This is a genomic window from Mycobacterium helveticum, from assembly GCF_007714205.1.
Classification (GTDB): domain Bacteria; phylum Actinomycetota; class Actinomycetes; order Mycobacteriales; family Mycobacteriaceae; genus Mycobacterium; species Mycobacterium helveticum.
Genome location: NZ_VMQU01000051.1, coordinates 1 through 13,482 on the forward strand (window position 1 = coordinate 1; position 13,482 = coordinate 13,482).

A 13,482-nucleotide genomic window follows, 5' to 3' on the forward strand; every position below is an offset into this window, starting at 1 on the left:
CGCCCCGGCCACATACAACTCCCCCACCACACCGACCGGCACCTGCCGCAAATGCACATCGAGCACAAAAAAGCCCAGATGAGCCAGCGACACGCCGATGGGGCTGGCGGCGCTGTCTGTGTCGGAGGCCAGGATCTCCCGGAACGAGGCATGCACCGTCGTCTCGGTGATCCCATACATGTTGATCAGCCGCGGTGATTCCGGATGCTTGTGCAGCCATGCCGAAAGGCGCTGGGGCTCAAGGGCTTCACCGCCGAACACCACAGCCTGCAGGGACAGCCGATCTCCCGAATCGGGTTGCGCCGCATCGGCGGTCTGCAACGCATAGAACGCCGACGGGGTCTGGCTCAACATAGCGACCCGTTCGGCGACCAGTAGGGCATGCAGGTCGTCCGGTGAGCGCACCACCGCATCCGGCACCACGACCACCCGGCCGCCATAGAGCAGCGCGCCCCAGATTTCCCACACCGAGAAGTCGAACGCCAACGAATGGCACTGCGACCACACCCGGCCCGCCAACCCGAGGTCGTCGTCCAGGGTCCTCAGCAACTGGGTCACGTTGCGGTGCGGGATCGCCACCCCCTTGGGCCGGCCGGTGGTGCCGGAGGTGTAGATGAGGTAGGCGATGTCGTCGGGCGCCGGCCCGGGCGGGGCGGCACCCTGCAGCCGGCCCCCGGGCCGGCTGTCGACGGCGCGGTCATGCAGATCGTCGACATCGATCACCAGCAAGTCACGTCCGCCGAGCCGATCCACCAGCGCGGTGGTGGTGATCGCGGCGACCGGGGCGGCATCACCGAGGACGAACTCCATCCGGGCCGTCGGCACCGACGGGTCGACCGGCACATAGGCGGCCCCGGTCTTCACCACCGCAAGCATCGCCACGATCGCCTGCGCCGAACGCGGCAACAGCAACGCCACCCGCTGCCCGGGCTCCACACCCTGACCGGCCAGCAGCTGCGCCAACCGATTCGCCGCCTCGTCCAGCTCGCGATAGGTCATCGAGTGGCCCTCGAAGGTGACCGCCACCGCGTCCGGTGTGCGCGCCGCCTGCGCGGCGAACACCGCCGGAATCGACCCCGTCGTCACCGGCCGGGTCAGCACCGCCCGGTTTCCCCACTCGTCCAGCCGGGCGTGCTCGTCCTCGTTCAGCACGTCCACCGACGACAACCGCCGCCCCGGGTCCGCCGTCATCGCCATCAACACCCGCTCGAACCGCGCGACCAGGCTATGGATGGTCGCCGCGTCGAACACGTCGGTGCGGAATTCCACCAGCCCGCCGATCCCGGCGGGCTCACCGGCCTCGCTCCAGCGGTCGGCCAGGTTGAACGTCAGGTCCATGCGGGCAGTGTGGGTGTCCACGGGCAGCGGCGTGACCTGCAGGTCGCCCAGGGCCAACCCGGCGGCGTCGGTGTCCTGCCACGCGAAGTTCTGCCAGGCCAGCATCACCTGCACCAGCGGGTGATGGGTCAGGCTCCGGGTCGGCTTGAGCCGCTCCACCAGCACCTCGAAGGGCACGTCCTGGTGCTCGTAGGCGGCCAGGCTGCGCCGGCGCACCTGGGCCAGCAATTCCGCGACGCTGGGATCACCGGCCAGGTCGACCCGCAGCACCAGGGTGTTGACGAAAAAGCCCACCAGCTCGTCCAGCGCGGCGTCGCCCCGCCCGGCGATCGGGAATCCCACCGCCACCTCGGTGCTGGCGCCCAGCCCCGACAGCAGTGCCGCCAGGGCGGCCTGCAACACCATGAAGCTGGTCGCGTTGTGCTCGCGGGCCACCCGGGCGACCCGCTGCTGCAGCTCGGCCGACCATTCCACCGCCAGGGTGGCGCCGCGGTAGTCGGCGACCGGCGGGTAGGGGCGATCGGTGGGCAGCTGCAGGTGCTCGGGCATGCCGGCCAGGGCGTCCTCCCAGTAGGCCAGCTGCGCGGCGATGCGGCTGTCGTCATCGCCGAGATCGCCCAGTTGCGCGCGCTGCCACAGCGTGTAGTCGACGTACTGCACCGTCAAATCGGCCCAGTCGGGCGCCTGCCCCGCGCACCGGCTGACGTAGGCCACCCCGAGGTCGTTCACCAGCGGCGTGATCGACCACCCGTCGGCGGCGATGTGGTGCACCACGGACACGTACACGTAGTCGTCGTCGGCGACGCGGAAGAGCCTTGCCCGCATCGGGATCTCGGTCGCCAGGTCGAACGGGTAGCTCACCACGGTGTCGATGGCCTCACCCAGTTGACTCTCCGACCATCCGGTGGCGTCCACGACGGCCCAGCCGAAGTCGGCCCGCTCGGCGGGCACCACCAGCTGCCGCGGTATCCCCTCGATCGCCGGGAACATCGTGCGCAGGCTTTCCTGGCGGGCCACCACGTCGGCCAGCGCCGCGCCCAGCGCATCGGCGTCCAGGCAGCCGCGCAGCCGCAACGCCACCGGCAGGTTGTAGATCGGTGAGGGCCCCTGGAACTGGTCGATGAACCACAACCGGTTCTGGGCGAACGACAACGGCACCACCGCGGGCCGCTCGACCGCCGCCAGCGGCGCCGGCCGGCCCCCGCCCCCGTCGATGCGGGGCGCCAACTGGGCGACCGTGGGCGCCTCGAACACGGCACGCACCGACAGGCCGGCGTCCAGGGCGGTGTTGACCGCGGCGATCAGGCGCATCGCCGACAGCGAATCCCCGCCGAGGTCGAAGAACGAGTCGTCCACGCCGACCAGCCGGGGCGGCTCGACACCGAGCACCTGGGCGTAGATGCCGGCCAGGATCTCCTCGGTGAGGGTGGCCGGGGCGCGGTATGCACCGCTGTCCTGGTAGTCCGGTGCCGGCAGCGCCCGTCTGTCGAGCTTGCCGCCGACCGTCAACGGCAGTGCGTCCAACGCCACGATGGCGGCCGGAACCATGTAGGGAGGTAGCCGCTCGGCCAGGGTGGCGCGCAGCCGGGCCGGGTCCGCGGTGCCGGTGACGTACCCCACCAGGCGCTTGTCGCCGGGGCGATCCTCGCGGGCGATCACCGCCGCCCGGCCGACCCCGTCCAGCGCCGCCAGTACGGCCTGGACCTCCCCGGGCTCGATGCGATACCCGCGGATCTTGACCTGCTCGTCGGCGCGTCCGAGATACTGCAGCTGGGCGTCGGGGCGCCACCGCACCAGGTCCCCGGTGCGGTACATGCGCGTCCCGGGCGCGCCGAAGGGCGAGGCCACGAAGCGCGATGCGGTCAAACCGGCCCGGCCGAGGTAGCCGACGCCCACGCCGCGGCCGGCCACGTACAGCTCGCCGACCACACCCGCCGGCACCGGCCGCAACGACTCGTCGAGGACGAACAGCGCCGCGGTCGGCACCGGCGAGCCGATCGGCGCCGCGCCCGCCTCGACGGAGTCCGCCTGCTCCTCTGTTTGCTCCTCCTTTTTTAAAGGCGCGCTCATCGACGCGTACACCGTGGCCTCGGTGGGCCCGTAGGCGTTGATCACCACCCGCCCGGGCGCCCACCGATCCACCACCTCGGCCGAGCAGGCCTCGCCGCCGAGCAGCAACGCCACCGACTCCAGCCCGTCCGGGTTGAGCGCGGTCACCGCCGACGGGGTTTGGGTGAGCACATTGACCTGTTCGCGCACCAGCAGGGCGTGGAAGTCGTCCGGTGAGCCGACGACGCAATCGGGCACCACCACCAGCCGCCCGCCGCCCAGCAGCGCGGCCCAGATCTCCCACACCGAGAAGTCGAAGGCATACGAGTGGCACTGCGTCCACACCTGCGAGGCGGGCAGGTGAGTGGGGGTCGACTCCGCCAGGTGGGCCAGGTTGTGGTGGGCGATGGCCACGCCCTTGGGAGTGCCGGTGGTGCCCGAGGTGTAGATGAGGTAGGCGAGGTCGTCGGGGGCCGGTGCCGGCAGCGCTGTGCTGGGGTGGCGCTCGACGGACGGATCCTCGACGTCGATGACCGTCAGGTCGCACCCGTCCAGCCGATCGGCCAGACCGGTGGAGGTGACAGCGGCCGTCGGGGCGGCATCGGCGATCAGGAACGCGATCCGCGCGTCGGGCAGCGCCGGGTCGATCGCCAGGTAGGCCGCCCCGGTTTTCAGCACGGCCAGCATGGCCACGACGGCCCGGGCCGAGCGCTCCAACAGCAGCGCCACCCGCGCGCCCGGTCCGACATCGTACCCAATCAGCAAGTGCGCCAGCCGGTTCGAGGCCTCGTCGAGTTCCCGGTAGGTCAGGGACCCGTCGGGAGAGGTGACCGCCACGGCGTGCGGGGCGCGGGCCACCTGCGCTGCGAACAACGCCGGTACCGACGCCGCGACCGGCGCCGGCCGGGTCAGCAGCGCGCGGTTGCCCACCTCGTCGAGCCGGGCGCGCTCGGCCTCGTCGAGCACATCGATCGACGACACCCGTCGCCGCGGGTCGGTGGTCATGGCCACCAGCACCCGCCGGAAGCGCTCGAGCAGCTTTTCGATGCTGGCCGCGTCGAACACGTCGGTGCGGAACTCGACCCCACCCCAGATGCCGGCGGGCTCACCGGCCTCGCTCCAGCGTTCGGCCAGGGAGAACGACAGGTCCATGCGGGCGGTGCGGGTGTCCAACGGCAGCGGCGTGACCTGCACGTCGCCCAGCGCCATCCCGACGGCCGCATCACCGGACCCGCCGCCCTGCCAGTTCTGCCAGCCCAACATCACCTGCACCAGCGGGTGATGGGTCAGGCTCCGGGTCGGGTTGAGGCGGTCCACCAGCACCTCGAAGGGCACGTCCTGGTGCTCGTAGGCGGCCAGGCTGCGTCCTCGCACTTGGCCCAGCAGGTCGGCGACGCTGGGGTCGCCGGCCAGGTCGACCCGCAACACCAGGGTGTTGACGAAAAAGCCCACCAACTCGTCGAGCGCGGGATCGCCGCGCCCGGCGATCGGGAACCCGACCGCCACCTCGCTGCTGGCGCTGATCTTCGACAGCAGCACCGCCAACGCGGCCTGCAACACCATGAAGGTGGTCGCCTTGTGCTCGCGGGCCACCCGGGCGACCTGCTGTTGCAGCTCGGCCGGCCAGTCGACCAATACGCTGGCGCCGCGGTAGTCGGCGACCGGCGGGTAGGGCCGGTCGGTGGGCAGCTGCAGGTGCTCGGGCATGCCGGCCAGGGCCTGCTCCCAGTAGGCCAGCTGCGCGGCGATGCGGCTGTCCGCATCGCCGAGATCTCCCAGCTGCGCCCGCTGCCACAGCGTGTAGTCGACGTACTGGGCGGCCAGCGGCTCCCAGCCGGGGGCCTGCCCCGCGGAGCGGCTGGCGTAGGCCACCCCGAGGTCGTTCACCAGCGGGGTGATCGACGACCCGTCGGCGGCGATGTGGTGCACCACGGAAACCAGCACATGCTCGTCGTCGGCGACGCGGAAGAGCCTTGCCCGCATCGGGATCTCGGTCGCCAGGTCGAACGGGTGACTCACCACGGTGTCGATGGCCTCACCCAGTTGACTCTCCGGCCAGCCGGTGGCGTCCACGACGGCCCAGCCGAAGTCGGCCCGCTCGGCGGGCACCACCAGCTGCCGCGGTACCCCCTCGTGTGCAGCGAACAGCGTGCGCAGGGTCTCCTGGCGGGCCACCACGTCGGCCAGCGCCGCGCCCAGCGCATCGGCGTCCAGGCGCCCGTTCAGCCGCAGCGCCACCGCCATGTTGTAGATCGGTGAGGGGCCCTGGAACTGGTCGATGAACCACAACCGGCTCTGGGCGAACGACAACGGCACCACCGCGGGCCGCTCGACCGCCGTCAGCGGCGCCGGCCGGCCCCCGCCCCCGCCAATGCGGGGCGCCAACTGGGCGACCGTGGGAGCCTCGAACAACGTGCCCACCGACAGGCCGGCGTCCAACGCGGTGTTGACCGCGGCGATCAGGCGCATCGCCGACAGCGAATCCCCGCCGAGGTCGAAGAACGAGTCGTCCACCCCGACCAGCCGGGGCGGCTCGACACCGAGCACCTGGGCGTAGATGCCGGCCAGGATCTCCTCGACGGCATTGGACGGCGCCCGGTAGTGATCGCCGTCCTGGTATTCGGGTGCGGGCAGGGCGCGTTTGTCGAGTTTGCCGTTGACCGTCAACGGCAGCGCCTCGATGACCACCACCGCGGGCACCATGTAGGCGGGCAGCCGCTCGGCCAGGGTGGCGCGCAGCCGGGCCGGGTCCGCGGTGCCGGTGACGTACCCCACCAGGCGCAAGGCGGCGGGGTGGTCCTCGCGCACGATCACCGCCGCCTGGCCGACCCCGTCCAGCGCGGCCAACGCCGCCTGCACCTCACCCAATTCGATGCGGTACCCGCGGATCTTGACCTGCTCGTCGGCGCGCCCCACATACCGCAGCTGCCCGTCGGCGCCCCACCAGACCAGGTCCCCGGTGCGGTACATCCGTTGTCCCGGGGCACCCGGCCCACCGAACGGACACGCGACAAACCGCGTCGCCGTCAGGCCGGCACGGCCCACGTACCCGGCGGCCACTCCCGCGCCGGCCACATACAACTCCCCGACGACCCCCGCCGGCACCGGCCGCAACCACCCGTCGAGCACGAAGAAGCCGAGATGGGCCAGCGGCACCCCGATCGGGCTCACCGTGCTGTCCACGTCGGCGGCCAGGATCTCCCGGAACGAGGCGTGCACCGTCGTCTCGGTGATCCCATACATGTTGATCAGCCGCGGCCCGCCCGGATGGCTGTCCAGCCACGGCGAAAGACGCTGGGGCTCCAGCGCCTCGCCGCCGAACACCACAGCCTGAAGCGTCAACTGCCGACCCTGTTCGGGTCGTGCGGCATCGGCGGCCTGCAGCGCATAAAACGCCGACGGGGTCTGACTCAACATGCTGACCCGCTCCGCGACCAGCAGGGCGTGCAGGTCTTCCGGCGAGCGCACCACCGCGTCGGGCACCACGACCACCCGCCCGCCGTAGAGCAGCGCGCCGAAGATCTCCCACACCGAGAAGTCGAACGCCATGGAGTGGCACTGCGACCACACCTGCCCCGCCAAGCCCAGATCGTCGTCCAGGGTCTCCAGCAACCGGGTCACGTTGCGATGCGGTATGGCCACCCCCTTCGGGGTGCCGGTGGTACCCGAGGTGTAAATCAGGTAAGCGATGTCGTCCGGGGCCGGCGCGGGCAATGCGGCGCTGGGCCGGCTGTCGACGTCGGGGTCCCCAGCATCCCGGACGTCGATGACCCACAGTCCGCGCCCGTCCAACCGCGGACGCAACTCGCCCGTGGTGATCGCGGCGACCGGCGCGGCATCACCGAGCACGAACCCCATCCGCGCCTCCGGCACCGACGGGTCGATCGGCACATAGGCCGCCCCCGTTTTCAGCACCCCCATGATCGCCACGATCGCCTCGACCGAACGCGGCAACAGCAACGCCACCCGCTGCCCCGGGCCCACACCCCGCGCAGCCAGCAGGTGCGCCCACCGGTTCGCCGCCTCATCCAGGCCCCGGTATGTCATGGACCCGCCGTCGCAGGTCACCGCCACCGCATCGGGTGTGCGCGCCGCCTGCGCTGCAAACACCGCCGGAATCGACACGGTCGTCGTCGGCCGGCTCAACGCCGCCCGATTACCCCACCCGTCCAACCGGGCATGCTCGGCCTCGTCGAGCACGTCCATCGACGACAACCGCCGCCCCGGATCAGCGGTCATCGCCACCAACACCCGCTCGAACCGCGCAACGAGGGTTTCGATGTCGCCCTCGTCGAACACGTCGGTGTCGAATTCGACGCGAAGACTCAATTCGCTGCCCGGCATGGCTTGGATCGCAAGCGGGTAGTGGTTGTATTCGCGGTGGGTGAAATCGGTGATGGCCAACCCGTCTTTGCCCGACATCGCGGCGGTGTCGAGCGGGTAGTTCTCGTACACGAAAAAGGTGTCGAAGAGCTGGTCCTGGCCGGCGACGCGGTGAATCTCGCTGAGCGCCAGATGCTGGTGGTCAAGGGTGTGGTTGTGGGCGTTGTGCAGCTGGCCGATCAGGTCTGCGGAGGTGGTGGTTGCCGCCGTGATGTTCGCCCGCACCGGCACCGTGTTGATGAACAGGCCCACCATCGAGTCCGCGCCGGCCACGTCGGCGGGCCTGCCCGAGACCGTCGTGCCGAACGCGACATCACGCTGACCGGTCAGCCACATCAGCAGCTGCGCGAAGGCAGCCTGCAGCACGGTGCTGACGGTGGCGTGGCTCGAGCGCGCCAACTCGTTGAGGGCCCGGGTGGTCTGCTCGGGCACCCGGAACGATGCGACACCTCGTCGCCCGAGCCCCGGCCGGCCCGGCGGACCCACCAACGTCGGGGTGGCAAACCCGGACAGTACCTCGCCCCACGCCACACGGGCCGCGTCAAGGTCACGACCGGCCAGCCAGGCAACGAACCTGCGATACGGGACCGCCGCGGGCAACCATCGGCCGTCATAGCTGGCGAATATCTCCCCCAGCAGAATCGGCAGCGACCAGCCATCCAGCACGATGTGGTGATTGGTCAGCACAAGCCGGTGTTGACTTTCCGCGGTGCGGATCAGAACCGCCCGGAAGGCCGCCTGGTGGGCGACGTCGCAGACCGCCGCGCGTTCCTCGGCACACAGCTGCCGGATCTGCGCATCAATAGCCGAAATATCCGAGCGGTCCCGGTCAGCGCCGCTGAGGTCGACATAACGCCAGGGCACCACGGGATCAGCCGGGATGATCTGCATCGGCACGTCAAACTTGTCCGCAAAGCGCGCGGCCAGGTTCGGATGCCGGGTGACCACCTTCTGCACCGCATCGCGCAGGCGGTGCTGATCGAGCCGCCCGCTCAACGTGATGCCGAGTTGCACCGCATACACGTCGTCGTCACCCTGCGCGGTGCTGGCGTGAAACAGCAGCCCCTGCTGCAGGGGGGTCAACGGCAGGACGTCAGCTATCCGCATATTGCCGCTGAAGCTCGTCGATTTGCTGCTGGCTCAGTCCCACGGCGATATCGGAGGGCGTCAACCCGCCCCCGCCGCCTTGCACATGGGCGCAGATGCCGCCCAGAGCGTCAAACCACAACCGGCTCAACCGGCTGACCTGCGCGTGATCAAGAACCGAGGGCGCCCATGTCCAACCGCCGCGCAGCCGCGGTCCGGTGTCGGTGTCGATGGTGCCGGCGTTGAGCTCCACGGTGTGCATCAGCGGCATGGGGATGGCCGCGGCAACGCCGGTGACCGACCAGCCGTCCTGGCAGATCTCCCACACATCACCGGAGTGTTCGACCTCCGCCGCGCCGACGCGCCCCAGATAGTTGAACCCGATCGGCGGATCAGACCCGCCCAAATCGACATCGGTGTTCAGATAGCGCAACAGACCGTAGGTCGCTCCGTCCGGCAGGCTCCGCAGCTGCTCCTTGGCATCCTTGATCGCTTCCCCCAGCGCCGCCCCGCCCGCGGTGACCTGCGCCCAGTCCAGCCCCCCCACGTTGAGGCCCACCGGGTATTTGGTGGTGAACCACCCCACCGTGCGCGACAGGTCGACGTGTTCGTTCGGGGCGGCCAACTCCTCCTGGCGCCCGTGACCCTCCACATCAATACCGATCGGTGCCCCGCCGGTACCCAAAAACTCCGCCAGCGCCAAGGCGAAGGCGATCACCAGGATCTCGTGTATCCCGGCGTGGAATGCCGCCGGTACCTCACCGAGCAGCAGCCGTGTCGTCTCGGCATCCAGCTCCACCGACAAGCTTCCCGCGGCGGCAAAGGTGTCCACCGCGGGGCGCACCGCGGGCAGCGCCCCGGGAATCGCCGCGACCCGCTGCCACAGTTGCGCCTGCTCCACCACGTCCGGGCGGTACGCATGCTCCGCCAAAAACGACGCCCACCGCGCAAACGACGTCCTCGCCGGCGGCAACACCACCGGCTGCCCACCGCGAAGCTGGGCCCAGGCGAGGTTGAGGTCCTCCACCAGGATCCGCCACGACATCCCGTCGACGGCCAGATGATGAGCGATCATGACCAACTGACCGGTGGGGACCACCCACAGCGCGCTCAGCATCACCCCGGCCGCCAGGTTCAACCGCGACCGCGCCTCGATCACCGCCTCGTCCGACAACACCTGCACGGCGCGCAGGCACCCGCGGGCATCCACCGAACCCACCTCGGGCACCGTCAACGACCAGCCTCCCGCGCCGTCATCATCGACCCGTAGCCGCAGCATGGGGTGCCGATCCAGCACGGCCTGCAACACCGCCACCACATCGGCCTCGGCCACCCCCACGGGGGCCTGCACCAGCACCGTCTGGTTGAACTGATCGACCGGGGCCCCGGCGCTTTCCACGCCGTGCAGCCAGCACATGATCGGGGTGGCCACCACCGGCCCGACACCCTCGTCGAACGCATCGGCATCGTCGTCGGTGACCCCGGCCACCCGGGCCAGCCGGGCCACGGTCTGCTCGACGAAGACATCGCGCGGCCGGCACACCAGGCCGGCGGCCCGAGCCCGGGCCACCACCTGCATCGACAGGATGCTGTCCCCGCCCAGCTCGAAGAACGACTCGTCGACCCCGACCCGCTCCAGCCCCAGCACCTGGGCGTAGATGTCGGCCAGGATCTCCTCCACCGCGTCGGTTGGGGCGCGGTAGTGGTCGACGTCCTGATACTCCGGCGCCGGCAGGGCCCGCCTGTCGAGTTTCCCGTTGACCGTCAGCGGCAGCGCATCGATGACGACCACCGCCGCCGGCACCATGTACGACGGCAGCCGCTCGGCCAGCGCGGCCGGAATCTCGGCCGGGTCCGCGGTCCCGGTGACATAACCCACCAGGCGCTTGTCGCCCGGGCGGTCCTCGCGGACGATGGCCACCGCCTGCTGCACGCCGTCCAGTGCGGACAACGCCACCTGGACCTCACCGAGTTCGATGCGGTATCCGCGGATCTTGACCTGCTCGTCGGCGCGCCCCACGTACCGCAGCTGGCCGTCGGCGCCCCACCAGGCCAGGTCGCCGGTGCGGTACATGCGCGCCCCGGGCTCCCCGAACGGGCATGCCACGAACCGCGTCGCCGACAACCCCGGGCGCTGCCAATACCCGGACCCGACGCTCGAGCCGGCCACATACAACTCCCCCACGACCCCCGCCGGCACCGCCTGCAACCACCCGTCGAGCACGAAGAAGGCGAGGTGCGCCAGCGGCACCCCGATGGGGCTGGCGGTGCTGTCGACATCGGCCGCGGAGATCTCCCGGAACGAGGCGTGCACCGTCGTCTCGGTGGTGCCGTACAGGTTGAGCAGGCGCGGTAAACCCGGGTGGTTGTCCAGCCACGGCGCAAGACGCTGGGGTTCGAGCGCCTCCCCGGCGAACACCACGGCCTCGAGCTTGAGCTGACGCCCGAGCTCGGGTGCCAGCGAGTCCGCGGTCTGCAGCGCATAGAACGCCGACGGGGTCTGGCTCAGGACGCCGACCTCTTCGGCGACCAGCAGCGCATGGAAGTCTTCCGGCGAACGCGCCACCGACTCGGGCACCACCACGAGGCGCCCCCCGGCCAGCAGCGCGCCCCAGATCTCGCAGACCGAGACGTCGAAGGCCAGCGAATGCCACTGCGACCACACCTGTCCCGGCGACAACTCGACGTTCAGGGAGTCCAGCAGCCCGATCACGTTGCGGTGGGTGATGGCCACCCCCTTGGGGACGCCGGTGGTCCCCGACGTGTAGATGAGGTAGGCGATGTGGTCGGGGTCCGGGTCCGGCAGCGCGGCGCCGGATCGGCCATCGACGGGGAGGTCGGCGGGGTCGTCGAGATCGTCGACGTTGACGACCAGCAGATCGCGCCCGTCCAGCCGATCGGTCAACCCGGTGTGCGTGATCGCCGCGATCGGCGCGGCGTCGTCGAGCACGAACCCGATCCGGGCCGCCGGCACCGCGGGGTCGATCGGCACGTACGCCGCCCCGGTTTTGAGCACCGCCAAAATCGCGACGATCGCCTCGGCCGAACGCGGCAACAACAGCGCCACCCGCTGACCCGGGCCCACCCCCCGGCCGGCCAACCGGTGCGCCAACCGGCTGGCGGCGTCCTCGACCTCGCGGTAGGTCCACGACGACGCCCCGCACGTGATCGCCGTCGCCTCCGCGGCGCGGGCCACCTGCGCAGCGAACAACTCCGGAATCGACCCCGACTTCGCTGCCGGCCGGGTCAACACCGCCCGGTTACCCCACCCGTCCAGCCCGGCAAGGTCACCGGCATCGAGCAGATCCATCGCTGAGAGCCGCCGGCCCGGGTCCGCCGTCATCGCGGTGAACACCCGCTGCAGCCGTCTCGCCAATTCCGGGACGTCGAACTTCGACAATGCCCCGCCCGAGGCCGCCGTGCTGAGAAACATCTGATCACCGGCGCCGGAGAAGATCAATCCAAAGCTGCCCACCTGAACGGGGTTGGTGAAGGACGCCGACGCCGCCACACCGGCGAAGTCCATGGTCATCTTGGACGGCATGAAGTTGACGCTCACCCGATCGGCCGGCTGGCCCGCGCCGCTCGGGTCGGTTTTGCGTTCCAGGGCATGCACCGGGAACCGCTGATGCTGCAGTGCTTCCCGTATTTGCGTATCGACGTGCTGACAAAAGTCGGCGACCGTGGTTTCCGGCGAAACGCTCAGCACCAGCGGCACCACCCCGGAAAGCATCCCGGGCAGCATCTTGGACTCCGGACGCACTCGCCTGCTGACCGGGAAGTCGAGCACCACCTCCGAGCCGCGGGCGCCCCACCCACGCACCAGGAGTGCACATGCCGCGGTGATGACCGACGACTGGGGCACCTTCCACGCGTCGGACAACTCCTGAACGCGCCGGAGGACGACGGGGTCCAATCGAACCGGCGCAGAGGGCGCACTCGGCTCGCCCTTGCCCCCGGCTTGGGGTAACCGATCATGCGGCCCGCTGTCCGACGGAAGGTTCCCGGCCCAATAGGCGTGGTCTTCCCGGTAATCGGTGGACGCTTCGTATTCCGATTCGCACCGAACCAGATCTTCCAGGGAGCCGAAAAAGACCGGGGGAATGGGTGTGCCGGAAACCATTGCCGCGTATACCGTTGCAATTCGGTTGGCGAGAAGCGTGATTCCGGTTCCGTCGATGATGATGTGGTGGAAGCAACCGAACAAGTAGAATTCGTCCACCCAGGTCTGAAATAGGGCGAATTTGAACAGCGGGCCGTCCGACGGCATGGGTGTCTGTTGGATCGACAATGCCAGCGCACGGGCCTCCTGCACCGGATGGCGCGAGTCGCTCAGGTCATGGAAGTCCAATTCGATGTCCGGGTAATCGATCGCCCGCTGAAAAACCTGGCCATCGGCCTCGAAGAGGGCGGCCCTGGCCGGTTCGGCCTCCCCCATCGCATGACTGATCGCGCGCCGGAGCAGGTCGGGCTCCACCGTGCCGTCGAATCGCACAAGTACGCCCAGCTGCCACTCCGTGCCGGAGTGACCCGTCTCCTGCGCAAGCCAAATGTCCAGCTGGCCCCGCGTCAGCGGCAGCGCCCGATCGTCAGTTTTCATGCGGTCTACCTATCAACGCCCCTGTG

2 protein-coding genes are annotated in these 13,482 nt (G+C 70.0%); both read right to left on the reverse strand.

Going from position 1 to position 13,482, the window contains the following annotated elements:
- The coding region (locus tag FPZ47_RS13645; RefSeq protein ID WP_145039458.1) for a non-ribosomal peptide synthetase at window positions 1–8,877 on the reverse strand (8,877 nt) is incomplete at its 3' end.
- Entirely contained in the window at window positions 8,864–13,456 is a 4,593-nt protein-coding gene (locus FPZ47_RS30650) for a non-ribosomal peptide synthetase (RefSeq protein WP_144949912.1), read from the reverse strand. The genes FPZ47_RS13645 and FPZ47_RS30650, both read right to left, overlap by 14 nt.
- Window positions 13,457–13,482: the final 26 nt, after the last annotated feature.